The sequence below is a fragment of the Psychromonas sp. MME2 genome (assembly GCF_040566515.1).
Classification (GTDB): Bacteria; Pseudomonadota; Gammaproteobacteria; order Enterobacterales; family Psychromonadaceae; genus Psychromonas.
In genome coordinates this window covers 55,140-80,777 of the sequence record NZ_JBEWXI010000006.1, presented here as the reverse complement: position 1 = coordinate 80,777, position 25,638 = coordinate 55,140, and the positions used below count along the sequence as shown (strand labels likewise).

Sequence of the window (25,638 nt, the reverse complement as noted above, 5' to 3'; positions counted from 1 at the left end):
CCTTTAGGCATACGGCTAAATAAAAAAATGACCGTCTGCGCTATTTTGAGTAAAATGCGCCTTTAAAAATACCCAGTTTTAAACGAATAGGCCACCCCCATGAGTAAAACAGACAATATTTATAGTCAGCCACTTGAACAAATAGGTGGATTTACCTTTAATGAACAGGTTGTGCAAGTTTTCCCTGACATGATCAAGCGTTCTGTCCCGGGCTATGAGAAGATCATCCAAACGATCGGTATGATCACTCAGCGCTGCGCGATAGAAAACAGCAACCTGTATGATTTAGGCTGTTCATTGGGCGCGGCGAACACTCTCGATGCGACGAGGTTTGACTAATAAAAGTGGTTGTAAAATTATTGCCGTCGATAACTCGCAGGCGATGGTTGAACGTTGTCAGCAACACATTAACGCCTATAAGTCAGAAACACCTGTTACTGTTCTGTGTGATGATATTTGTAATATCGACATTAATAATGCTTCCGTGGTGGTGCTCAATTTCACCCTACAGTTTTTATCACTTGAGAAACGGCTAACATTATTACGTAATATCTATAAGGGGTTATTACCGGGTGGGGTATTGGTCTTATCGGAAAAATTTATCTTTGAGGATGCCACCAGCCATCAACTATTAATCGACCTGCACTTAGATTTTAAACGTAGTCATGGCTATAGTGAACTAGAGATCAGCCAAAAACGGTCCTCATTGGATAATGTATTAATCGCAGAGACCGTTGAACAGCACTATCAACGCCTTCAACAGGCTGGTTTTAAACACAACAATCTATGGTACCAATGTTTTAACTTTGGCTCTATTATCAGTATTAAAGAGTAATTATGATCGACTTTAGTCATTTCTACAGCATTATTGCAAAAAATCGTTTGAGCCACTGGCTACGTGTACTGCCAACACAGCTGCATGAGTGGGAAAACAGCCACGTACACGGAAAACTCGCTGGTTGGATACGCGTATTAAATAAACTTCCCGCTATTAAAACAGCATCCATCGAACTCAAAGAGAGAGTTGAAATAGGTAGTGAAGGCGAGCTTGCACTGGGCGAAAGTAAAAAAATAGAGAGTCTACTGCAAAAATTTCACCCTTGGCGCAAAGGCCCATTTACTATTCACGGCATTCACATTGATACCGAATGGCGAAGTGATTGGAAATGGGATCGCGTCTTACCCCATATTAGCCCACTTAAATACCGCTATGTATTAGATGTAGGTTGTGGCAGTGGTTACCACATGTGGCGCATGCTAGGTGAAGGTGCGGAGTTTGTTGTTGGCATCGACCCTAGTGACCTCTTTTTATGTCAATTTGAAGCGATACGTCACTTTGCCAATAAAGAGCAAAATGTCCACCTACTGCCTCTGGGCATCCAAGAGCTACCTAAGCTGGCGGCCTTCGATACGGTCTTTTCAATGGGCGTACTATATCATCGTAAATCACCGATGGATCATATTACTCAATTGCAGGATCAACTCGTTGAAGGCGGCGAATTAGTGTTAGAAACCTTAGTGATTGCTGGCGATGAAAATTCGGTGTTAGTGCCGCAGGATAGATATGCCAAAATGCGTAATATTTGGTTTTTACCCAGCGCAGAAGCACTTAAATTATGGGTAGAAAAATGTGGCTTTGAAGATGTACGTATTGTTGATATTAACGATACCCTAACGGGAGAACAACGCAGCACTGCATGGATGACCAACGAATCACTACAGGATTATTTAGATCCTGACGATCCCAGTAAAACCATCGAAGGGCACCCTGCGCCGAAGCGCGCGCTGTTAATCGCTAAAAAAGCCTTTAAGCCGTTATCATAAATGGATAAACAACCCTTTTTAAATCGTTTTATATTATTCAAGCAACAGCTTGATACAGATTTACACAGCAGTAAAAAGAGTATTTATAAACAACAAAAAGGCTTTAAACAGGCCGCAGTATTAATCCCCTTTGTTAATAGCGCAACGGGGATTAATATCCTCTTTACCAACGCGCCTTGCACCTGCGCCACCACCCTGGACAAATTAGCTTTCCCGGTGGCAAGCATGAAGCGTCAGATAATAGCCTGTTAGATACCGCATTGCGGGAAACTGAAGAAGAGATTGGGATTTTACAAGGGCAAGTCGATATTTTCGGACGCTTACCCTCTCTCTCCACCATTAGTGGTTTTACTATCAACCCTTACTTGGGGTTTATTGATAGTGACTACCAACTCAGCATTGATAAACAAGAAGTGCGTAGTGTTTTTGAAGTACCACTTAGTTATTTACTCGACAGTAAAAACTTCCATAAACAGCATCTTGTCGCCAATAAACAACGCCACTATACCTTCTGTATTCGCTATCAAAATAGATTAATCTGGGGGCAACCGCACAAATTTTACACAATTTACAACAACAAATATGGCAATAATCTTTATACTCCAGACGAATATAAACCAATACACCATTTATATGTCGCGCTTTGATACATTTACGCTTAAATTGCTAACATTATTTTAACATTAACATTAAACTTAACAATAATTGCGACTTGTTTAGGATTTTAACATGCTTATAAAACACAAATTGGTACTAAATGCCTCCATATCAATTATCGCCATGCTAGGAATGCTATTACTCATAACCCTATCATCGACGACAATGCAAAAAGATCTCGCTTTAGTCACCAGTGTAGGGGAAGTGGAAAATGATATATTGCAATTACGCCGTTATGAGAAAGATTTTCTTGCCCGCAACGACCTACAATACCAGCAGCAGTTTGAACAATTAAGCAACTTAAACAGAGATAAACTGAGCGTTTTAGCTAGCCAATTACTCGATATTGGCGTTGCGTCAACTGAAGTACAACAACTTCAGACTATATTAGCAACCTATGAAGAAAAGTTTAGTGCTGTTGTGAATGTGAAAAAAACTATCGGGTTAACATCAACTACGGGTTTATATGGCGAACTAAGAAACGCCGTACATGATGCTGAAGAGAAAATCGCTAACATTGACTTTGAAGTATTAAGTATTATGTTGCAATTACGCCGCAATGAAAAAGATTACATGTTACGTATTGATGACAAATACGTACAAAAATTTGAAGAAAACAGTAACAATTTAGCCAATATCATTGAATATACAGCCTCCTTAGAAGACCAAAAGGAGGCATTACATAAAAGCTTAGATCTGTACAAAATGGCTTTTTTAGATTTAGTTAAAGAGCAAAAAAAGCTCGGTTACAACGCCAATCAAGGTTTACTAAACGAGATGCGCACGAGCGTTCACCTACTTGATGAACAATTAGCAAAAGTGAAGCAGCACGTTTATGATACTTCGGTCGATTATATGGCTGCAAGTAAACAAATGACCTATGCCATTGGGATAATATCGATATTATTAATTGCATTTATCACGTGGTTCATCGTACATAATATAATCACTGCACTTAATGGAATACAACGTTCCATGCTAACCATTGCCGACACTAATAATTTAAGTACCCCTATCCAATCTAAAAATACAAATGATGAATTAGCCGCCATAGCGAATGCCTTTAATCACGTATTAAATAACTTTAAAGGGTTAATTAGTTCGGTTAATCAATCGGTCAGCAGTGTTACCCACGTAAGCCACTCTCTCACCGATAATATTCGCCAGACCAATAAAGGCGTGCAATCACAGCTGCAAGAGACAGATATGGTTGCTACGGCGGTAACAGAAATGTTATCAACCATTGAAGAGATCGCTTCAAATACACAGGATGCAGCAGACAAAGCGCAGCAGACCAATCAGAATACTATTCAAGGTAAAGATGAAGTAGATGCAACCATCCAGCAAATTCAGTGCTTATCTGACAAGTTGATACAATCAGAATCCGTGGTACAGGAACTCGAACGCGACGGTAAAAATATTGCCAGTGTCCTCGATGTAATACGCTCCATTGCCGAACAGACGAACTTATTGGCATTAAACGCCGCTATTGAAGCGGCACGAGCGGGTGAGCAAGGGCGAGGATTTGCCGTGGTTGCCGATGAGGTACGTACCTTAGCTAGCCGCACACAGACCTCAACCAAAGAGATAGAAGTGATTATTGCTGAATTACAAAATAGAACCCATGATATTGTCACATTAATGGGTGAATGTAACCATGAAGGTGAAGAAAGTCGCATGAAAGCAGCCAAGGCGGGTGCCATGCTCGATGCGATTAACGCCGATGTTGTGGTTATTTCAGATATGAATACTGCGATTGCTACGGCAATTGAACAGCAGAGTGCCGTTGCTGCAGAGGTCAATCAACATGTTGTATCTATTCGCGATGTTGCACAAGATGCCAGCAAGTCGGCATTACAAAATGAAAAAATTAGCCATGAGTTAGTCGAGCAAGCAAATGTATTAGCTAAACAAACGCAACACTTTACGCTCTAACTTTAAAAGGGCCTCCAGGGAAAATATCGCCATGATACTTAGGAGGCTTTTTTATCATCGCAATCGAAATCATTTACAATAGAGAGTGAAAATGTGCTTGTAACTTTGCATTGACGGTCTTAAATCTAGCTGGCAGTAGGCGGTTTCTCTTTTTCACTAAATATAGATCTTCCATAACCGGCTTTTGTGATGCAAATATTTTTAAATGTTGAGGATCTTGAAAACTATCGATGGCACTTTTTGGTAAGACGGTAAACCCCAGCCCTCTCGCGACGGGTTGCAATATCTGACTTATTTGATTGATATAACCAGATACCGGCAGGGCGCTAATATTCAATGTGTTAAAATGGGAATCCTGACTTTTTGCAACGTAAAGCGACAAATAATGTTCAGCATCTGGGTGATTAATCAGCCCAAGCGATGTTAATAAATTCACGTCAATGCAATCAGACTCAACACTAGCGGGAAACACTAAGCATAACTGCTCGCAACCAAGTTCTTGCACATCAAACAGGCTATGATTAGGGATATGGGTAACAATACCAATATCAATGAGCCCTTTTTGTATTTCATTTAATATTTGCTGGTTCGGTGCTGCTTTTAACTGAATCACAAGTTGGGGATGCAAGGTTTGTAAATCCAATAACAGCGGATAAAGAATCAATGCCAGCGCACCAGAACAGGCGATGGTGACACGTCCACTAAAGGGATCATCAAAGGCTAACTTTTCCAATAATTGATGTTCGTTATTTGCTAACTGCCTTGCGTATTCATAAACTAGGCGGCCTTGCTCAGTGAGTTCAAAACTTTTTTTATCACGGCGAATAAGCGGATGCCCACAGGCATCTTCAAGCTTATTAATATGTTGGCTAACACCAGGCTGAGTCATAAATAGTTTTTCAGCACTCTTAGTAAAGTGACCGGTATCAATCAGCGTTACAAAGGTATTGAGCCAGTTAGGATTTAAAATAGCCACCTCCACCATAACAAAAAATTATAGTAATGATTATAATTCATAATTTTAAATAATAAAACAGATCTCATATACTTATCCCATCAAAACAAGTTACAAATTAAATAACAGAGATTGGAGCAAATTATGAAAATGAATCATGTCGGTATAATGGTAGGTGATATGGATAAAGCGGTTGAGTTTTACACTAAAGCGCTTGGCCTTAAAGTTGTTATGGGAAATACCAAAGTCACTGAAGAGCGTGAAACTGCAATAGGCAGAATGTGTATTGCCGTTTTTGGTGAAGGCTTCAAGGGCTTTAATATCGCACACTTAGTAACTAGCGATGGTATTGGTGTTGAGATGTTTGAAATGAAAGAGCGTGCAGAACGCCATGTGGTGGATTTTTCTCGATTAGGTATTTTCCACTTTTGTTTACAAACTGATGACTTTCATGGCGCGATCGAAAGAACTGAAAAGTTTGGCGGCAAAGTGAGAATGGATATCATGCGTTATCACCCAGAAGATGATAACAACCAAGCTAAAATGGTTTACTTAGAAGACCCATTTGGTAACTTATTTGAGCTTTACTCACACACCTATGAAGAGACTTACGCTGCAGAATATGAGTAATCTTTGACATAAACAACAAGACAAATAAACAGATTGAGGCAACTACGCCTCAATCTGACTTTCTCGATACCCGCCCCCTCTTCTTGTTAAGTTAAGAACATTCATCGATTTTACTCACACAATGCCCCTTCTTATATTTTCACTTGATAAAGTGCAATACGAGAGTTAACGCGACGTAAATACTGCCTTGTTTCATCATAGGGTAATTTAGTGATTAACTGTTTATAAACTTCATCGGCAGATAATCTATTAATCTCCGTCGCCGCTTGATTAATATTGCGCGAGCCATTTTTATTAAACACTCGTGCGACATTACCGGCGCCCGTATTATAGGCAGCAATAGTGCAATATAGGCGGCTACGGTCATCCTTGATCGCTTTTAAATAACGTTTGTCTAAAATATCTAAATAGGCCGTCCCCGTTTCTACATTAACAGCAGGAATATAAAGGTCATTTTTTTGCATCGGTTTATCAATATTACGCAGCAAACGATTAACATCATGCCCTGCTGTTCGAGGCACGATTTGCATTAATCCATAGGCAGGAACCGGCGAAGTTGCGCGAGGATCGAAGGCCGACTCAGAATGCATAATCGCCATCACTAATGCGGGGGAAATATCACGCGCCTTGCCCTCTTTTTCTGCCATATCTACATATTTTTTAGCTCTATCTTGTAAGCTATTTTTAGGTAACTGCACTTTATAAACGGCAATATTCTTGTCATTTTTACTCTTTCTTTGAGCCTCCTGATAAGTGCTATCGGCCTTGTTCATGCGTTGCTTTGTTAACTCGATAAGCTCCGCTTTCTCCTGAATCGCAATTTGTTGAGATTTATCTTCGCTAACTTGATCATTAGCAAGTTGAACTCTATCGGCTTGTTTATCAATTTGTTGGATCTGCGCTTGGGTTTGTTTGATGATACGTTCTTTAACTTGTTGTTTTTTATTTTCAGAAAATGCCACTTGATCAACCGTAACATGGCCTTTTTTAATAAATTCTCGATCACCAAAAAGACGTGCAATATTCGATTTTTTATCCTGTAACAGGGTCTCAATTTTATCCTGTACCACCTTTTCAACTTCCTGTTGAGAGAGGTTTTTATCGACTAAGACAGCAACACTCAGCTCTTCATTTTCATAGTCAACCACGGATTTCACATTTTGGTCATCACTAAATTCAACGTTTCGATCTGACTGAGAAACATCCCCTTCCCCCATTTACTAACTAATGTTTGCTGAAACTGGTCGAATTCCTTTAAATAGGCCACTAACCAAGCTTGATACTGCTTCTCTTGCTCAATAAGAAATGCTTGAAACTCTTTTTCTAATGCCACTGAATCACCAGAGCGATCATCATAAACGGCCATCTCTTGATCCAACTCAGCAAAGGGATCATTTGCATATGTGGGACAACTAATAACTACGCTACTAAAAAAAAGAAAATTAGACCATTTCATATCATCTCCTTATTTAGGGTAAAAGATGTTTCACCACAGGTATTTTTGCTAACAACATTGTACATAGCAAAGAGATAAAAAGTATCACAATGGTTAGCAGAGGAATCGCCAACCAATTGCTGTGAAAAAATTGATAAAAACCATTATCTAAATGACGTACAGGAATTAATAGTATTGGATGTAGCAGATAAATTCCCAAACTATATTTAGCAATGAGCGATATCAAGGCACGTAACTTGCCCTCTATTTTATCCCCATAATGCTGCGCATAGACAAAGATCATCGCGCCAATAACCGCTGTATTGAGCGTTTTATAACCCATATAAAAACTACTATATTCACCTGTATCTATAGTTAATTGCCAACTGCCAAAGAAGTTTAATAACAACATTGCCACGCCTGCAATTAACCAGTATTTACGTGTTTGACTGTTATCATGGCTAAATAGATAGTGCCCGAGCAACAAGTACCCCGTATATAAAATAAGATTTTCTTGCAGAAAACTTTCTACTTTCAGCCATTTCATTAAAAACAGTAACAGAAAAATAACCACAATGAATTTGTACAACTCCTCGGGCAATTTTTTTAATATCGGCTGTAACAAGGGAATTAAAAAATAGAGCGGAATAAAATCATAAAAGAACCAGAGATGATACCACGTTGGATCATTGGGTGACGCTGCAATCATCGACCACGTTATCTCGCTAGACCAGATCCCAGTAAACAGATCATCTACCATAAATCCAGCAATAAAAGCATAAATTAAGGTCCAAGCAACAAATGGAATAACAACTTTCGAAATACGTTTGCTCAGATATACTTCGCAGTTAAAGGGGCGCTGACTAGATAACAACAGCGCACCACTTATCATCACAAACACCGGTACAGCCCAACGCGTGACACTATTAATGCCCATCGCAGCTAACCAATCTGATTCGGGAATATCACCATATAGATAACGAAATGGCCCTAAAACATGAATAGAAACAACGGCAAAGGCGGCCATTGTGCGCAATAAGTCGATATAAAAAATAGAAGAGCTCGTTGACTTCATGTGATCCCTTGTAAAATAAATTAAGATAAATATTGATAACTATTAATAGGCTAGCAACTTCTCAAGCATTTGATGCTTATTTTTAAGAGAAGTAAAGCTACCATTAATACTGTTTACCACTAAATGTTTAGCCTGTTTTTCGGTCATGCTTAAAGAATTGGCTAAGGCCATAAAGTTTTCTGTTAGATACCCTCCAAAATAGGCAGGATCATCTGAATTAACCGTCACACAAATACATTGGGATAACATCTGTAATATGGTGTGGTCAGCCATATCTGCAAATACTTTCAATTTAGTATTCGATAATGGGCAAACCGTTAATGGGATCTGCTTTTCTCGTAAGTGTGTCATCAGTACGGGGTCACTGATGGCATTAACACGCGCAACATGCAAATCATTTAATGCACTCCAGATGTACTCTGCGGGCCCCTCTTCACCCGCATGGGCAACGGCTAATAATCCAAGCCCCCTTGCTTTAGCAAAAACGTGAGTAAATTTTTCGGGAGGATGCCCATTTTCCGAACTATCTAAACCAACGGCGATAATTTTATCTAGATAAGGCATGGCTTGCTGTAGCGTAACCAAGGCATCTTCTTCGCTAAGATGACGTAAAAAGCACATAATGAGCTCACTACTTATGCCGAGTTTGCTTTTTCCATCTTGCAAAGCACGGTCAATACCACCGATAACCGTAGCAAAATCAACGCCACGTGCAGTATGTGTTTGAGGATCAAAAAACGGCTCCACATGAATCACATTTTGTTCTTTACATTTTAGTAAATATGCCCAAGTTAAATCATAGAAATCTTGTTCATCAATTAAGACATTCGCACCTTGGTAATAAATATCTAAGAAATCTTGTAGGTTATTAAATTGATAAGCACACTTCACCTCATCAATAGAAGCGTAGGGAATGGCGACATTATTGCGTTTAGCTAATGCAAACATCAACTCGGGTTCTAAACTACCTTCAAGGTGTATATGCAGCTCTACTTTCGGTAATTTATTTATCCACTCAAAATTATTCTGTTGCATAATCATCCTTTCAATTTTCACAACCCCTGCTCGGTTAATTTAGCTTGTTGCTGACGCTGCATTTTTTGTAGATCATTTTGTAAATTTTTAGCTTTCTGCAACGCATCTAACTGTACATCAGGAATAATCACTTGTTTTGGCTCTTCTGCCCCACAGCCAATAATCAATAGCGATAAAAAAATAGTTACAGTGCGTTTTATTTTAGTCATTCTTATTCCTTAATTATAATACTATGCTTTCTAATACCATTAATTCGCATAATTATGGTCATAGCCTGTAGAGGATAAATGATACAGCGCAAGACGCATGGTTGAGTAAGAGCAACCTATTACGATTGAATGCAATGCTGTTATCTATTATTTTAACCAACAAGATAGATCAGATACTTATGTATAATAGTATCCAAAAAGCAACAAGGTTAACTGGCACAAGATCACGCTATCCAATGAGCGTGTCAAAAATATAAGGAATAGGTATGTTTAAGTTTTTTGAAAGATTAGTGCCAGCACTCAATGATGAGGCTCCATCACAGCCCCCCAATACTTTAATTGCTTTTTGTTTGCATTACACCAAAGGCTATAAAATAGCACTGCTCATTATGAGCATTTTGTCGGCTTTATTAGCTATTCTTGAAGTTTCCTTATTTGCTTTTATGGGGCAATTAGTGGACTGGTTAGTCAGTAAAAACCCTGAAACATTACTACAGGATGAAGGCTCCACATTGCTATTAATGACGATATTAATACTCGTCGTCATTCCCCTATTAACCCTATTACATGCACTGGTCGTGCATCAGGTATTATTAGGGAATTACCCGATGTCAATTCGATGGTTTGCACATCGCTATCTGCTTAAGCAAAGTGTCTCTTTTTACCAAGATGATTTTGCCGGAAGAATAGCCACTAAAGTGATGCAAACCTCACTCGCGGTGCGTGAAACCGTGATGAAATTATTAGATGTCCTCGTTTATGTTTTTGTCTACTTCATTGCCATGGTCGTTATGATAGCCAAAGCTGACCTACGGTTAGCCATTCCCATGTTAGTTTGGTTTATCGTATACGCTGCACTGCAATATTATTTTATCCCGCGTTTAAAACGGGTTTCCACGGAGCAAGCCGATGCCCGTTCAACGATGACAGGACGTATAGTAGATAGCTATACTAATATCTCAACGGTAAAATTATTCGCTCATACGGATTCAGAATCACAGTACGCCAAACAGGGTATGCAAGAATTCTTGCAAACAGTATATCGACAGATGCGCTTAGCAACGGGCATTAGCGTCTCCGTACAAATATCCAATTATCTGTTGGCATTTTCCATTACAGCAATTGCAATCGCCCTATGGATGCAAAGTGCGATTACCGTTGGTGCAATCGCTATCGCTATCAGCTTAGCCCTGCGCCTTAATGGTATGTCACAATGGATAATGTGGGAATTAAGCGCGTTATTTGAAAACATCGGCACCGTAGCAGATGGTATGTCTACCTTGGCTAAACCCAATATCATTGAGGACGAAGCCAATGCCCCACCATTAACCGTTACTGATGGACGTATAAACTTTAATAATGTCAGTTTTCATTATGGTGAGGCAAAAGGTGTCATCGATCACTTTAACTTATCCATTAAAGCAGGAGAGAAAATAGGCTTAGTCGGACGCTCAGGTGCCGGAAAATCAACACTGGTCAATTTACTATTACGTTTTTATGACCTTGAACAAGGGCAGATAATCATCGACAATCAAGACATCAAACAGGTTCAACAGGAGAGTCTGCGTCTTCAAATCGGCATGGTCACCCAGGATACCTCACTATTACATCGCTCCATCCGAGAGAATATTCTCTACGGACGCCCAGATGCCAGCGAAGAAGATATGATCAAAGCCACCAAACAGGCTCAAGCACATGATTTCATTCTCGAATTAACCGATAGTGAAGGCAATAAAGGCTATGATGCACAGGTTGGTGAGCGAGGCGTTAAACTCTCTGGAGGTCAACGCCAACGTATTGCAATTTCTCGCGTGCTACTTAAAGATGCCCCTATTTTAGTATTAGATGAAGCAACCTCAGCACTCGATTCAGAGGTTGAAGCCGCTATTCAAGAAAGTTTGTATGAACTGATGCAGGGGAAAACAGTTATTGCTATTGCACATCGCTTGTCAACTATTGCCGCGATGGATCGCTTAATTGTCCTTGATAATGGTAAGATTATTGAACAAGGCCGCCATGAAGAACTAATCCACAAAAATAGCGTATATGCCCAATTATGGGCTCATCAAACTGGCGGTTTTTTAGGTATTGACTAAATTTAAAGTTATTAAATGTAGATTTACATAAAAATACAAATAAATTTTACATATTTGCAACATTATAGCGCTATAGTATAAATAATTAATTTTATTAGAGAATTAGATGCAATGAAAATCCCGGCCATTTTTATATCTTTATTGCTACCCATAACAGACGTGTTCGCGTGTCATGTGAATATTTTTGCCAATGAAAATATGAAACCGAAAGTCTACTTAGAAAATGGCCAAGCTAAGGGGATTTTGATTGATATGATGGATTACATCGGTGCAGATATAAACTGCAAATTCAGCTATCATTTATCCTCATGGGCACGCGCCTATAAAAATATGCTTGATAGAAAAGGAGGGGTAATTGGTCTTTCATTTACTCATGCTCGAGAGCAGCTTATTGATTATTCAGACGTGATGTATAATGAAGATATTTTGTTAGTAAGCCACATCAACTCACCGCTTAATTACAAAAATATCAATGATTTAAGTGAAAAAAAATTGGCTGCATCACGCAGTGCAATGTATAGCGATGAATTTGAACAGGCGATAAAAGATAATGTATTCACTTTTATCGCTGATAATGGCGATCCCGCTCACCGCTTAAAATTGGTCGCTAAAGAGCGCATCGATCTCGCTATTATTAGCCCTGGCTTGCATGCCTTTAATAGTGTCTTTGATGATAATCCAGAGATGCTTAGCCTGAAAAGGCTGCTTTATATCTCACCCCAAAAATTTTTTGTCAATCCTAACTACTTGGGCTTCTCTAAACAAAGTAATCACAAAGCATTCCTTAAAAAATTTAATCAATCAATGAAAAAAGCACGTGAAAATGGGGTGTTTAAAGCGATTGAGAAAAAATATTTATATTAATCCACCCAATTTGACTATGCTAGCCTATCCATATCACCTGTAATGTAGCAGCCCTTAAACATGATAAAGAATCAAAAAAAAGCGATACTCTTTGCATTGACGGCAGTGTTAATGTGGTCCACTGTTGCTAGCGCTTTTAAGCTTACCCTCGCTTACTTTTCTCCCATACAGATGCTACTTGTCTCCTCAAGCACCACCATTTTGGCATTGACTTGTATCTGTTATCTACAAAATAAACTCCATCTGGTTAAACATTACTTCTTAAAGAGGCCCTTTTACTATTTAACCCTGGGTTTAATTAATCCATTTCTTTACTACTTGATCCTATTTGCTGCTTACGATTTATTGCCTGCACAACAAGCGCAAACGCTAAATTACACATGGGCAATAACCTTGAGCATTTTAGCAGTTCCTTTTCTCGGGCAAAAATTACATAAAAAAGATATTGCAGCAATTCTACTTGGCTACTTTGGCGCGATGATTATCGCCACCAGAGGTGAGTTATTAAGTTTAAATTTCAGCAGCCCACTAGGGGTCTTTCTTGCACTGTTTAGTACGCTATTATGGGCCATGTATTGGATTTTAAATAGTAAAAATAGCGCAGATCCTATTGTATCGTTACTACTCTCTTTTGTACTTGCTCTACCAGTAATTATCATTGCTACCCCGTTAATGAGTGATTTTATCATGCCAGATTGGCAAGGATGGATAGGTGCTATTTATATTGGTTTATTTGAAATGGGTTTTGCTTTCGTGGCATGGTTAACGGCGTTGCGTTATGCACAAAATACAGCGCAAATAAGTAACTTAATTTTCATATCTCCCTTTATTTCTTTGTTATTACTAAATTGGATAATTAAAGAGCCCATCTATCCTGCAACCATTGTTGGCTTACTATTTATTATCAGCGGATTGCTGATTCAACAAATAAAAAGTAACAAATCAAGGTAACTTTCACCTCAATCAGATAACGCTATCAAACTCAATAATCTAGGCTAAATAAGTCTGGAGCCGTCTCTAATAGCAATCGGAATAAAGAGAGCAACAAATAAATTATAAATAACTCACAAAAAGTTAACATTTAAACACACCATGAGTATTACAATATAGCTATTGTTTAGCAGCGACTATATTATTTTTCAGCAACACCTATCCCCCACCCACTATATTAATATAAGTAAAGAAGGTAATTAAACGGATAATGCAAAATATCAGATATGTTAAAAAATCTTTGCTGATGACCGCCCTATCAAGCACTCTCTTTCAACCTCTTTATGCAGCTGGGTTTCAGCTAAATGCCCAGTCTGCAACGGGATTAGGACGCGCTTTTGCCGGTGATGCTGTAATTGCCGATAACGCTTCGGTTATGGCAAGAAACGCCGCGGCAATGATGTTATTTAAAAAAACATCACTCTCCTTGGGCTTAAATTTGATAAAGACGGATATTCAAGTAAAAGATGCAACGTATAACCAACAACATATCATTGCTCCCGGTGTTGGTTACCGAGATAGCGCTGACTATAACAATGCCGGTGATACTTCATACGCACCGAATATCCATTTAATCGTACCTATTGATGAAAGGTTTGCAGTCGGCGTTAATCTTTACTCAAACTTTGGCACAAAGACTGAGTTTAATAATACTTTTGTCGCTTCTGAATACGGAGGACACACTGAACTTAAAACGATCAATTTAGGACTAAGTGGCGCTTACCGTTTAAATAGTCAATGGAGCTTTGGCGCAGGATTAGATGTCATATATGGCGAAGGCAAACTGAAACGTAATCTCAACGTATACTCACCCATCGATGGTTCTATCTTGCAATCCAAAAAAGTACTAGATGCGGATATTGAGGGTGTCGGTTTGGGGTTTAATATTGGCACTGTATTTGAACTCGATGAAAATAACCGTTTCGGTTTATCCTATCGTTACAGCCCCAGAGTTCATGGCAAGGGGGATGTTAGCTATAATGGAGCTGAACAGCACAATGATACCGTCTATGTACCCTTACCGGATATGGCTGAATTTTCTGGTTATCACCATATTCCACAAACACAATTTGCCGTCCACTATAGCGTGCAATGGATAGGTTGGTCTGCCTTCGATACGCTAGATTCAAAAGAGTTTGCGACAATTAATAATTATGAGTGGCAAGATGCCATGCATTTTTCCTTAGGCGCAACCTATTACTTAAACAGTAAATGGACACTACGTAGCGGCTATATGTACGATCAGAGCGCACAAAATAAAGTCACATCAGTCTCTGTACCGGACTCAGATCGCCAATGGTTCTCAGCAGGTGTTAGCTACCATATTGATGAGAACGCAAATGTTGATTTTGGTGCAACTTACTTACTGGGTAAAGACGTCAAGGTAAATGAATCAACGGAAAGTGACGGTGTAGAAATATCTGACTTACATGCAACGACGCATGCCAATGCAATACTACTCGCGCTACAATATAGCCAGCAATTTTAACTAAAATCAAAAATAGAGTGAGGTTGATTTATCGTTATCAACCTCGCATCCCCTCGTGTCACAACACGCTCTAACACCTGAGCGAGCACCTGACAAATATTATGGTCATTACAATCTTATTGCTGACAATTTTGACGTTTGACAGGGGTTATAGAAAGTTTGGCAATCTCTTTTTGTAAATCTTCAATTCGAGTGGAATGAGATGGATGTGTTGAGAGTAACTCAGGGGGTTGGTTCCCCCCCGAAGCCGCTGCCATATTTTTCCATAACTCCACACTCTGCTGCGGATCAAACCCGGCTGCAGCCATTAAACGTAAACCAAGAATATCAGACTCAGACTCCTGTGCTCGACCATAGGGCATAAGAATCCCATATTGAGCCCCTAGCCCAAGTCCGGCCATCGCCATGCCTTGATATTCACTTCCGCTCATTGCGGCGCTAGAAAGTTGTAACCCCATATCGACTACCTGACTTTGAGATAGCCTTTCGTTACCGTGATTAGCAAGGACATGAGCAATTTCATGGCCAATGACCGTGGCCAACTGATCTTGATTTTTAGCTACATTAAGAAGACCCGTATATACACCTATTTTCCCCCCTGGTAATGCAAAAGCATTAACTTGTTCACTATCGAATACCACCACCTCCCACTCGTTAAAATCTTTGGGTGCAGGCAACGTGCGGGTAATTGCGTAGCTAACACATTGTACATACTTATTTATTTTAGGATCGCTCTCAATCTTCTCCTGTTTTTTTAACTCAGAGAATGATTGTGCTCCAAGTTGTGACATATCGTTACCAGAAAACAGTAAAACTTGCTGCCGCCCCGTCGGAGAACTAGAGCATGCCGCCACTCCTAATATTACCGCAAGTAACGAAAATTTAAATAGAGGACGCAATGGGCGCATAGGGGGACTCCTTCCATAAGTATTGTAAAATAAGTATTGATCCTATTCGCTATTATAACTATTTAATAAATAAAAAACACAAATCGCCTAATTCAATTATAATCCACTCCATTTCGTGACGCAGCCATAGTAAAAAATTTGAACTAATATGATTTGTAAACAAATAACGTTCACTGGGAATATTATATGGCTCATGTTATCCAGCTCACCATAAAATAATTTTTATAAACGAGGAACTCATACTATGAAAAAACGCCTATTCGCTTGCATTGCTTTAGTTATCGCAGGAGGCTTGTTTATCACAGCTTGCTCTGAAAACAGTGATAAACAAGTCATCAATGTGCCTATTTCTTCATTAGATGATTTATATACCTTATTTGATAAATACCAATACACCGATCAGCAATGGACTGAGGGAAATCATGAAATCCCTAGAATGACATTTGCAGGCGTTGGAGAAAAATGGGCTGAAAGCTCAAAAAACCTACCAGTACAAACGAAAAAAATGGTCTTTTTTCGCCTTATGGCACCACTTGCATTGATGGCCAACGAACAAATTTTAGCTGAACGAAAAATAGTCAAAACGAGTCCATTAAACTCAGAAAAACTAAGAGATCTCGCATTAAAATATAAAGTGATTGACGATCAAACAAAACAGATCGATGAAAATGCGCGTAAAACATTATTAAAACGCGTTGATATCCTACCGCCCTCCCTCGTGCTGGCACAAGCCGCTGAAGAGAGTGGTTGGGCAACATCTCGTTTTACCCTAGAGGGCAATGCCTTTTTTGGTCAATGGGATTTTACCGGTAAAGGGATGAAGCCCCTGGCACAAAGAAGCGAGCTGGGGAATTATGGTGTGGCACGTTTTGATAGCCCACTCGCTTCCGTTGAGGCTTATATGCTAAATGTTAACAGCAATAATGCTTATCAAAGCTTACGCACTTTACGCAGTAAATTACGCGCTGAAAAAAAATCGATCACAGGTTACCTCTTAGCGGGTACGCTGCATAACTACTCGGAACGTGGGCAAGCATATATTGACGGGATACGAGCTATGATAAGCCATAACAAACTGCAACAAATTGATAAAGCCCATCTAGCTAAAGAGCCACTTATCCATTTAATTAACGAATAGGTCATCTATTATAATAAACGCGCCCCATGGCGACAAATAGAAGCGTACTAAAGTACGCTTCTTTACCTCTTTATTTACCGTTATTTAATGCACCATTAAAACGCACAAAAGCGGCCTCTAAATCGGCAATTAAATCATCAACATTTTCAAGGCCAATATGCAAACGAATAAGAGGTTTACTGCTATCCCATTGTGTTGCACTACGCAATTTATCAATGCCAAACACACCTAAAATAAGACTTTCATAACCTCCCCATGAAAACCCCATTTTAAAGTGTTTCATATTCTCAACAAAAGCGGTCACAGCCCGTTGATTTCCCTCTTTTAAAATAAAAGAAAATAACCCATTCGAAGCACTAAAATCACGTTTAAAGAATTCATGTCCTGGGCAACTAGGAAAAGCGGGGTGACGAAGACTATCGACCTCTGGTCGTTCAGCTAACCAGTTAGCGACCTGCAGTGCATTTTTTTCATGTTGCGCCATACGCACAGCCAGTGTGCGTAAACCGCGACTAGCTAGATACACATCATCAGGAGAAGTACATTGCCCTTGCAAATAGCTATTCTCACGAAGTTGATCCCAACATTTTTCATTGGCAGTGGCTGTACCTATCATCACATCAGAATGCCCAACAATGTACTTAGTTGCAGCTTGAATTGATATATCAACCCCCATATCAAAGGGGCGAGAATTGATAGGTGATGCCCAGGTATTATCTAACATCACAACCATATCGTGATCATGTGCAATCGCACTTAATGTCGGTACATCTTGCACTTCCATGGTAATTGAGCCCGGAGATTCCAAAAATAACACCTTGGTGTTCTCTTTTATTAAATCAACGATACCCGCACCAATCAATGGATCATAATAGGTTGTTTCAATACCAAATCCGGCTAATAAATTGTCACATAACGCACGAGTCGGTTCATAAACACTATCAACCATTAATAGATGATCACCAGACTTTAAAAAACTCAATAATGACGCACTGATTGCTGCACTGCCCGATGGGTAGAGTGCAGTTCCACCCCGCCTTCGAGTTCAGAAATTGCAGCCTGGAAGGCAAAGTGAGTTGGCCCACCGCGACGTCCGTAAAAAGGTTCACCATTGGCACGATTTTTAGCCGCGTAATTCATCTCTTCCATGCTTGCAAATAAAATAGTTGAAGCTCTAAATACAGGCGGATTCACAGCCCCATTGGTCCATTTTTTATCGCGGCCTAGACTCACTATTTTTGTCTCTTTTTCCATTTTATTCTTCCACCTTTAAATATTGCTAACATCGCGTTATTTAGTAAAAACATGTTACCATTTAAATAATCGATGAACAGTATAAGGCCTAACTATGCGTTTTCAATCAGAGTTTTCACTCAACCGCGAACATCTGCAAGAGTGCTATGATGAATCTTTACCATTTAGCAAAAATAAGACGCCACGATATAAATTTATGGCACTACTCATTGCTGCGGCTATTGCCATTTTTATTTTCACTGATGATGAAGATATATTAGGCTACTTTCTCTTAGCATTGGTCATAGTAGAGTGGTTTAGCTTTCGCTATCGACGAGCGTGGTGGCTTACTAGACAGGTATGGAGCAGAAATTCAGGCAATACTATCCATTTAATTATTGATGATAAAGGCATTGAAATAAAAAGTGTATACAATAACAGTCAACTGCTTTGGGGAGATATTGCTAACGTTGAAGAGACAAGCAAAGGATTACTGTTAATAGCTAACAATGGGGGAAGCCATTATATTTCCAAAAGCACAATCAGTGAACAGGCAAAAGCGTTCATTATTGAACATACTCAGCCTGAACATTAATCATCAAAATCCGCTAAGGTCATCATAGCGTGGACGCTATAAGCTGGTGTTTGATAGGGATGCTCAGCAATCAACGCCTGTAAAACGTTTTTTATTGATGCCTTAGCACAAACCATTTCGACTTTATACTCCGCGACACACTCTAACTGATCAATGTTCCCCAAAAACGGGGAGCTAGCGGAGAGCGGTCTAAATTGACCAGTACCTAAAGTTTGCCAAGCACAACAATCATAATGGCCTATTTTTCCAGCCCCAGCCTTAAAAAGCGCGCTTTTAACTTGCTCAAGATGAGTGCTAGGCACATAAAAAATAAGTTGATACAAACAATTCCCCTACATAAACAATTTCATTTAATATGAGAGAGAGTAAACCAACACCATACTACAGGTTAATAAAATGAACAAAACCTGAGATACCTTCTAAAAGCATCTGTATACCAATAACAGCAAGAATCAATCCCATTAAACGAGTGGCAATACTTAACCCACCTTTACCAAGAACAGCGACAATTCTGGCACTAAACATAAAACAGACAAAGGTTATCAAACAAAGCACGGCAAACATGGCAATCGTCAGCCCAACTTCAGTCATCCCCTTTGAAGCTGCAAAATTCATCGCTGTCGCTATTGTTCCTGGCCCCGCTAAAAGAGGTACAGCCAGCGGTGAAATAGCAATATCATCATCTTCATCGGCTGACTCTGAATCATGCATTTTAGAATTACTACCTTGTAACATATGATAACCAATCAAGAAGACCAAAATACCTCCGGCAATTCGTAAGGCTGGCATAGTGATCCCAAAAAGATGGAAGATAGCCTTACCAAGGGCAGCAAATGCAACAATCACTAAAAAGGCAACAAACAACGACTTGATCGCTATTTTAATCTGTTCGGGGCGATTTCGTTCGCCACCAAACCTGCAAAAATCGCAGTGTTGGCAATTGGATTCATAATTGCAAAAAAACCCAAAAAAACCGTCACCGCATGGTTTATAAAATCACTCATCATTTTTCCTCTAATAAAAAGTTCACAGTTAAAAACTATAATAGTAACAAAAAAAAAAGCCAAATAATCAATACCCTAAAAAAACTTACCGACTTCCCACATGCTAACCATTCTGGTGCAATTCGATTAAAAATCATTAACCGTGGTGCATCTATCTATACTAAAAAACCACAAAACAAAGCAACACACTGATATTAAAGAAAATAAATAAGTGGCATCAGATTTGCTATTAACCCAACAAGAGAGTGTTAAATAATTGTTACGCATTTATTAATTAAATTGATGGGCAATGAAATGAATAAGACAGATAGAGAAAATCATCAACATCAAAGTAATTCTATTTTGCTGGTGGAGGAGCAGTTCACGCATCACTCTATTTTGAAACAGACGCTAGAAAATTCTGGATATGTTATTTGTAAGCACCTTCATGGGGAAACGACTCTTTATGAGGAGATCAGTAAATATGAACCCGATTTACTACTCCTCAACATTGTTCAGCCTAGCCAAAAAACATTACATGAACTGGCAAAAATACATCAATTAGCGCCATTAAACGTAATTATTTTTGCTGAAAAAGATTGCCCCCTATCAATGCAAGCATCAATAAAAGCAGGCGTCAGTAGTTATATCGTCGATAAGGTGCCAGCTGATCGCCTCAATAGCATCATCTCAGTGGCACAACAACGATTTGTAGAACATCAAGCACTGCGTGAAGCATTAGAGCAGGCCAAGACAGAGCTGATAACACGAAAATTATTAGAACAAGCAAAAGGATTACTTATGCAACAAAAAAACATATCAGAGCAGCAAGCAGATGAAAACTTACGCCAAATGGCAATAGATAATGGGCAATCCTTAGCGGTTATTGCGCATAACGTTATTGAAGTCAGCGGTCTGTTACAGATAAAAATAAAGCACTAGGAGGTGACAATATAAAAATAAGAACATTCGCCACAATACTATTAATCATACAACATTAAATAAGAATAAAAGGACTTTACTATGAGTGGGACAAAACCGATTAAATCTGTATTTAAGAAATTAATCATAAGCTTTGCAATTTCAGCTTCGCTGATTGCTACTGCGCAAAGTCAAAAGCTAGGCATGCCAGAAAAAGATGAACTAAAATTCGGCTTCATCAAGCTCACCGATATGGCGCCTATCGCCATCGCCTATGAAAAGGGGTACTTTGAAGATGAGGGGCTATACGTCACTATCGAAGCGCAAGCTAACTGGAAGGTTTTACTCAACGGCTTAATTGATGGCACTCTAGATGGCGCACATATGCTAGCAGGACAACCCCTTGCTGCAACGATGGGATATGGCACTCAAGCAGACATTATTACGCCCTTCTCCATGGATCTAAACGGTAATGCGATTACCGTATCGAATGACATTTGGGCTCAAATGAAACCTCATATCCCCAAGCAAGCTGATGGGAAGCCCGTTCATCCGATAAAAGCCGATGCATTAAAGCCTGTCGTCGATGCTTACAAAGCACAGGGTAAACCCTTTAATATGGGTATGGTTTTTCCCGTTTCTACGCATAACTACGAACTACGTTATTGGTTAGCAGCTGGTGGCATTAATCCCGGATACTATGCTCCCCACAAAGGCGATACAAGTGGCCACATTAGTGCCGATGCAATCCTTTCTGTGACGCCACCACCACAGATGCCTTCCACTTTAGAAGCGGGCACAATATACGGCTACTGCGTCGGTGAACCTTGGAATCAACAAGCGGTATTCAAAGGTATTGGCGTACCCGTTGTTACCGATTATGAGATATGGAAAAACAATCCCGAAAAGGTGTTTGGCGTAACGGCTGAATTTGCTAAAAAATATCCGAATACCACCATTCGCTTAACCCGAGCACTGATCAGAGCGGCGATTTGGTTAGATGATAACAATAATGCTAATCGCCCTGAAGCGGTCAAAATATTATCGCAGTCAAATTACGTGGGGGCTGATTATGATGTTATCGCTAACAGCATGACAGGGACGTTTGAATATGAAAAAGGAGATAAACGCTCAGTACCAGATTTCAATGTATTCTTCCGCTATAACGCAACCTACCCCTACTATTCCGATGCAATTTGGTATCTAACACAAATGCGTCGCTGGGGACAAATTTCAGAGGCAAAAAGCGACCAATGGTATAAGGATTTAGCGAAAAAAGTTTATCGTCCTGATATATACCAATTAGCAGCACAATCATTAATTGAGGAGAAGTTAGCCGATGCAAAAGACTTTCCTGACTTTAAAACAGAAACCGGTTTTAGAGCACCACAAACACACTTTATTGACAATTTAGTTTATGACGGCAATACACCAAATGCTTACATAGATTCTTTTAAAATTGGTCTTAAAAAAGATAACAAACTGTAATTTCAGCAAAATAACAGCAAATCAGTTAGACCAACCGCTTAACAAATGTTGGTCTAACCAAAAGGATGATTTATTATGACAATTAGCTCACTGACCAATAAATTAGTCACAGCGACATCTTCTAGCGCTAATCTACAACGCCTATTTAAGTCTGTTTGTCAGTTACTACTTCTGCCATTTTTAGGTATTACGATATTTTTACTACTATGGACAATTACAGCCAAAAACATTCACACATCATTGGGCGATTTTCCTGGCCCAACGGCTGTTTTACAACAATTTCAGACATTATACGATGAGCATCAAACGGAAAGAGAAAAAGCACAAAAGTTCTACCAACGCCAAGAGGTACGCAATAATGCCAGAATAGCCAAAGATCCAAGCTATCAAGCAAAGGATCGAAAATACACGGGTAAAGAGACTTTTTTCGATCAAATCGTCACCAGTTTAATTACCGTGAGTAGTGGCTTTTTACTCGCAGCAATTATTGCAATTCCATTAGGTATTGCAATGGGATTAAGTAAAAACTTAAACTCAGCGGTCAACCCTATTATACAAATATTTAAGCCTGTATCACCGCTTGCATGGTTACCGTTGGTGACGATGGTGGTCAGTGCGCTGTATATTTCCGATGATCCCATGTTATCAAAATCATTTCTCAACTCAATGATGACGGTAACATTATGTAGTTTGTGGCCAATGGTCATTAACACTTCGATTGGTGTATCTACACTAGATCAAGATTTAAAAAATGTCAGCCGTGTATTGCGTCTACCGATGCACAAACATATTCAAAAAATTGTCCTACCCGCTTCAATACCAATGATCTTTACCGGCATGCGTTTATCCTTTGGCGTTGCTTGGATGGTACTTATTGCCGCCGAAATGTTGGCACAAAATCCAGGGCTAGGAAAGTTTGTCTGGGACGAATTCCAAAATGGCAGTTCAAATTCATTAGCCCGTATTATGGCGGCGGTCATTGTCATTGGATTCATTGGTTTTATTCTCGATAGAGGCATGTTGCAATTACAACGTATGGCATCTTGGGATAAATCGACGGTCACCGTTTAACGCATTCACATTAAGGATAATAATAATGAAAGCATTTCTTGATATTAGCCATATTGATATGGTTTTCCCAACACCGACTGGCGATTTCACAGCCCTTAAGGATGTTGATTTACAAATAAAAAAAGGAGAGTTTGTCTCATTAATTGGCCATTCTGGCTGTGGAAAATCCACGGTACTAAATGTCGTCGCAGGTCTTTATCAAGCATCTAAAGGTGGCATCATACTCAATGGTCGAGAAGTGAGGGAACCGGGACCGGAACGCGCAGTGGTTTTTCAAAATCACTCGCTGTTGCCTTGGTTAACAGCATATCAAAATGTTGAATTAGCGGTTAATGAGGTTTTTGCCGGAAAAATGAACAAGTCTGAAAAACGCGAGTGGATAGAGCATAACCTCAAACTAGTACATATGGATCATGCTATGGATAAGCGCCCGAGTGAAATATCCGGAGGCATGAAGCAACGAGTAGGTATTGCTCGCGCGCTAGCAATGCAACCCGAAGTGTTACTTATGGATGAACCCTTCGGCGCATTAGACGCACTAACAAGGGCGCACATGCAAGATTCTCTAATGGAAATTCAAAATGAACTCAATAATACGGTAATAATGATAACCCATGATGTTGATGAAGCAGTGCTGCTCTCAGACCGGATCATCATGATGAGCAATGGGCCTGCGGCAACGGTTGGTGAAATATTGCAAGTTGAATTGGAACGCCCAAGAGACAGACTGAGCCTTTCTAAGGACGCCGAATACAACCGACTGCGCTCTGAGGTATTAACCTTCCTATACGAGAAACAACGTAAAGTCGAAATGATCAAACCAGCAACGGTAAAAAAAGCGGCAATAAATAGCGCAACGGCTTAAACAATTAAGTGATAAACAAGGTTAGCATTCTAGTTAGAGTTGCCGTTAAATGTCACTCGCTTACTTGCGCAGCAAAATGCAGCACAAAACAAACCTTCTCTTACCATTAGGGGATGATACCAATCTGGATAATATTGTAGTCATAGCTTGTTAAGGAAAAGAGAGAGAGCAAGGCGCATGATTGAGTAATAGCAGACTATTACGATTGAATGCAACCCAGCTACTTATTATTCTAACCAATAAGCTCGAACAGTTACGCAGATTGGTATTCATATTGACGATGTCACAGACCAACGCAGCTTATTTATAGTCGATGATGGAGATTGCCATGTCATTCATTAATATAGCCATATTGTTATTGCTAATTTTTAGCGTCACTTTCCTGCCCCTTTTTCTTCACCAAAGAAAAATAAAGGAAAATCAAAAACAACGTTATTTACAGGGGCTGCTCTGGTTAAAAACCTTTAAAGCGTTATTGACTAATATCCAACAGCACAGAGGCTTAACCATGGGCTATTTACATGGAGACAGCTCATTATTACCGCGCATAAATATCATTAAGGAAGCGATAAATAAACAGATAAAAGAGATAAATATTAAAAAGGGATGGGTCAGCGACAATCAAATTTGGAACGGCATAAATGATCACTGGTTACGTCTTTCCATTAATTATACAAAATATGAAAGCTCTCATAACTTTAGACAACATGGCAACTTAATTATTAATATACTTAATCTTATAGAAGAGTGCGCAGATAATCATCATTTACAGGAACTGCTGACCAGTGATAAAGATAACGCCAACTTTCTCTGGTCACAATTACTGACCACGGCAGAACATATCGGACAAGTTCGAGCAATCGGAACCAGCATCGCAGCGGCTAAAATTTACTCCCCCTCTCAAAAAATAAAGCTTAATTATCTACAAAACTGCATCGATAAATTTTTAACACAGCAAAACCATGCGCTCAATACACAATTGTTAAAAGAACTTTTACAGACAATCAATAGGAAAATATTAAGTGAAAGAGTGGACATATCCGCTGAAGCCTTTTTTAATTTGGCGACCTCAGCATTAGATATAGTATTGGATAAATTTGATATTTATATCGATGAACTACAAACAGGCATTAGCACAAAAAAACAGAGCCCTAAATCACCTCAAGATGCTTCATCAGCCATTAGTTCGGAGACAAGAGCAAGAGGTCACTATAGATAAGCGTTAATCACTTACAACATAGG

General features: G+C 39.4%; 26 protein-coding genes and 2 pseudogenes. 17 read left to right on the top strand and 11 right to left on the bottom strand.

Going from position 1 to position 25,638, the window contains the following annotated elements:
- Positions 1-99: 99 nt before the first annotated feature.
- From cmoA to AB1A03_RS06320, 5 genes and pseudogenes are all read left to right on the top strand, one after another.
- A pseudogene (cmoA, locus tag AB1A03_RS06340) lies at positions 100-835 on the top strand (carboxy-S-adenosyl-L-methionine synthase CmoA).
- Between the two features lie 2 nt (positions 836-837).
- Complete coding sequence (gene cmoB / locus AB1A03_RS06335; RefSeq protein WP_354623811.1) at positions 838-1,824, top strand: tRNA 5-methoxyuridine(34)/uridine 5-oxyacetic acid(34) synthase CmoB; 987 nt, start codon at positions 838-840, stop codon at positions 1,822-1,824.
- Positions 1,825-2,076 (top strand): hypothetical protein, encoded by a 252-nt coding sequence (locus AB1A03_RS06330; protein ID WP_354623810.1) that lies wholly within the window; start codon positions 1,825-1,827, stop codon positions 2,074-2,076. It abuts the gene before it with no gap.
- Entirely contained in the window at positions 2,001-2,471 is a 471-nt protein-coding gene (locus tag AB1A03_RS06325; protein ID WP_354623809.1) for an NUDIX hydrolase, read from the top strand. The genes AB1A03_RS06330 and AB1A03_RS06325 overlap by 76 nt, the downstream gene beginning before the upstream one ends.
- 82 nt (positions 2,472-2,553) lie before the next feature.
- Entirely contained in the window at positions 2,554-4,416 is a 1,863-nt protein-coding gene (locus AB1A03_RS06320; protein ID WP_354623808.1) for a methyl-accepting chemotaxis protein, read from the top strand.
- 73 nt (positions 4,417-4,489) lie between these two features.
- On the opposite strand, the gene AB1A03_RS06315 is transcribed toward AB1A03_RS06320, so the two are convergent.
- A complete protein-coding gene (locus tag AB1A03_RS06315; protein WP_354623807.1) occupies positions 4,490-5,392 on the bottom strand; it encodes a LysR family transcriptional regulator in 903 nt (300 codons plus the stop codon).
- Positions 5,393-5,515: 123 nt separating this feature from the next.
- Between AB1A03_RS06315 and AB1A03_RS06310 the strand changes: the two genes are divergently transcribed.
- On the top strand, positions 5,516-6,001 hold the full coding sequence (locus tag AB1A03_RS06310) for a VOC family protein (protein WP_354623806.1): 486 nt from the start codon (positions 5,516-5,518) through the stop codon (positions 5,999-6,001).
- Positions 6,002-6,132: 131 nt separating this feature from the next.
- On the opposite strand, the gene AB1A03_RS06305 is transcribed toward AB1A03_RS06310, so the two are convergent.
- The 5 genes from AB1A03_RS06305 to AB1A03_RS06285 are packed head-to-tail and all read right to left on the bottom strand — an operon-like array spanning position 6,133 to position 9,755.
- Complete coding sequence (locus AB1A03_RS06305; protein ID WP_354623805.1) at positions 6,133-7,218, bottom strand: transglycosylase SLT domain-containing protein; 1,086 nt, start codon at positions 7,216-7,218, stop codon at positions 6,133-6,135.
- On the bottom strand, positions 7,155-7,457 hold the full coding sequence (locus AB1A03_RS06300) for a hypothetical protein (RefSeq protein WP_354623803.1): 303 nt from the start codon (positions 7,455-7,457) through the stop codon (positions 7,155-7,157). The genes AB1A03_RS06305 and AB1A03_RS06300 overlap by 64 nt, the downstream gene beginning before the upstream one ends.
- A 13-nt stretch (positions 7,458-7,470) precedes the next feature.
- Positions 7,471-8,511, bottom strand: a complete 1,041-nt coding sequence (locus AB1A03_RS06295) for an acyltransferase (protein WP_354623801.1) — start codon at positions 8,509-8,511, stop codon at positions 7,471-7,473.
- 42 nt (positions 8,512-8,553) lie between these two features.
- Positions 8,554-9,546, bottom strand: coding sequence for an adenosine deaminase (locus AB1A03_RS06290; protein WP_354623799.1), 993 nt, complete (start codon positions 9,544-9,546; stop codon positions 8,554-8,556).
- A 17-nt stretch (positions 9,547-9,563) separates the two neighbouring features.
- On the bottom strand, positions 9,564-9,755 hold the full coding sequence (locus AB1A03_RS06285; protein WP_354623797.1) for a hypothetical protein: 192 nt from the start codon (positions 9,753-9,755) through the stop codon (positions 9,564-9,566).
- Positions 9,756-10,021: 266 nt separating this feature from the next.
- On the opposite strand from AB1A03_RS06285, the gene AB1A03_RS06280 reads away from it, so the two are divergent.
- The 4 genes from AB1A03_RS06280 to AB1A03_RS06265 all read left to right on the top strand — a co-directional run bounded on the left by AB1A03_RS06280 (position 10,022) and on the right by AB1A03_RS06265 (position 15,194).
- Positions 10,022-11,851: an ABC transporter ATP-binding protein gene (locus AB1A03_RS06280; RefSeq protein ID WP_354623795.1), complete on the top strand. Its 1,830-nt coding sequence runs from the start codon at positions 10,022-10,024 to the stop codon at positions 11,849-11,851.
- A 111-nt stretch (positions 11,852-11,962) separates the two neighbouring features.
- A complete protein-coding gene (locus AB1A03_RS06275; protein ID WP_354623793.1) occupies positions 11,963-12,715 on the top strand; it encodes a substrate-binding periplasmic protein in 753 nt (250 codons plus the stop codon).
- Positions 12,716-12,775: 60 nt separating this feature from the next.
- Positions 12,776-13,666 (top strand): DMT family transporter, encoded by an 891-nt coding sequence (locus AB1A03_RS06270; RefSeq protein ID WP_354623791.1) that lies wholly within the window; start codon positions 12,776-12,778, stop codon positions 13,664-13,666.
- A 250-nt stretch (positions 13,667-13,916) separates the two neighbouring features.
- Positions 13,917-15,194, top strand: coding sequence for an outer membrane protein transport protein (locus AB1A03_RS06265; protein ID WP_354623789.1), 1,278 nt, complete (start codon positions 13,917-13,919; stop codon positions 15,192-15,194).
- 116 nt (positions 15,195-15,310) lie between these two features.
- Here the strand turns inward: AB1A03_RS06265 and AB1A03_RS06260 are convergent, their stop codons facing one another.
- Positions 15,311-16,102, bottom strand: coding sequence for a M48 family metallopeptidase (locus AB1A03_RS06260; RefSeq protein ID WP_354623788.1), 792 nt, complete (start codon positions 16,100-16,102; stop codon positions 15,311-15,313).
- A gap of 244 nt (positions 16,103-16,346) precedes the next feature.
- Between AB1A03_RS06260 and AB1A03_RS06255 the strand changes: the two genes are divergently transcribed.
- The gene (locus AB1A03_RS06255; RefSeq protein ID WP_354623787.1) at positions 16,347-17,240 is read left to right on the top strand and encodes a glucosaminidase domain-containing protein; all 894 of its coding nucleotides are present in this window, start codon (positions 16,347-16,349) and stop codon (positions 17,238-17,240) included.
- A gap of 70 nt (positions 17,241-17,310) precedes the next feature.
- Here AB1A03_RS06255 and AB1A03_RS06250 read toward each other — a convergent pair.
- Positions 17,311-18,494 (bottom strand): annotated as a pseudogene (locus AB1A03_RS06250) (cystathionine beta-lyase).
- A 94-nt stretch (positions 18,495-18,588) separates the two neighbouring features.
- On the opposite strand from AB1A03_RS06250, the gene AB1A03_RS06245 reads away from it, so the two are divergent.
- A complete protein-coding gene (locus AB1A03_RS06245) occupies positions 18,589-19,068 on the top strand; it encodes a YcxB family protein (RefSeq protein ID WP_354623786.1) in 480 nt (159 codons plus the stop codon).
- Here the strand turns inward: AB1A03_RS06245 and AB1A03_RS06240 are convergent.
- From AB1A03_RS06240 to AB1A03_RS06230, 3 genes are read right to left on the bottom strand one after another with little or no spacing between them, the layout of a single operon-like run.
- Positions 19,065-19,391: a YqfO family protein gene (locus tag AB1A03_RS06240; protein ID WP_354623784.1), complete on the bottom strand. Its 327-nt coding sequence runs from the start codon at positions 19,389-19,391 to the stop codon at positions 19,065-19,067. The two genes, AB1A03_RS06245 and AB1A03_RS06240, sit on opposite strands and share 4 nt — an antisense overlap.
- A gap of 58 nt (positions 19,392-19,449) precedes the next feature.
- Positions 19,450-19,914: a MarC family protein gene (locus AB1A03_RS06235; RefSeq protein WP_354623924.1), complete on the bottom strand. Its 465-nt coding sequence runs from the start codon at positions 19,912-19,914 to the stop codon at positions 19,450-19,452.
- 29 nt (positions 19,915-19,943) lie between these two features.
- Positions 19,944-20,072 (bottom strand): hypothetical protein, encoded by a 129-nt coding sequence (locus tag AB1A03_RS06230; RefSeq protein ID WP_354623782.1) that lies wholly within the window; start codon positions 20,070-20,072, stop codon positions 19,944-19,946.
- Positions 20,073-20,366: 294 nt separating this feature from the next.
- Between AB1A03_RS06230 and AB1A03_RS06225 the strand changes: the two genes are divergently transcribed.
- From AB1A03_RS06225 to AB1A03_RS06205, 5 genes are all read left to right on the top strand, one after another.
- Complete coding sequence (locus tag AB1A03_RS06225) at positions 20,367-20,993, top strand: ANTAR domain-containing response regulator (RefSeq protein ID WP_354623781.1); 627 nt, start codon at positions 20,367-20,369, stop codon at positions 20,991-20,993.
- 81 nt (positions 20,994-21,074) lie between these two features.
- Positions 21,075-22,460, top strand: a complete 1,386-nt coding sequence (locus tag AB1A03_RS06220; RefSeq protein ID WP_354623779.1) for a CmpA/NrtA family ABC transporter substrate-binding protein — start codon at positions 21,075-21,077, stop codon at positions 22,458-22,460.
- Between the two features lie 75 nt (positions 22,461-22,535).
- On the top strand, positions 22,536-23,531 hold the full coding sequence (locus AB1A03_RS06215) for an ABC transporter permease (protein WP_354623777.1): 996 nt from the start codon (positions 22,536-22,538) through the stop codon (positions 23,529-23,531).
- Positions 23,532-23,556: 25 nt separating this feature from the next.
- Positions 23,557-24,396, top strand: coding sequence for an ABC transporter ATP-binding protein (locus AB1A03_RS06210; RefSeq protein ID WP_354623775.1), 840 nt, complete (start codon positions 23,557-23,559; stop codon positions 24,394-24,396).
- A gap of 328 nt (positions 24,397-24,724) precedes the next feature.
- The gene (locus AB1A03_RS06205) at positions 24,725-25,615 is read left to right on the top strand and encodes a hypothetical protein (protein ID WP_354623773.1); all 891 of its coding nucleotides are present in this window, start codon (positions 24,725-24,727) and stop codon (positions 25,613-25,615) included.
- The last annotated feature ends 23 nt before the right edge of the window (positions 25,616-25,638 follow it).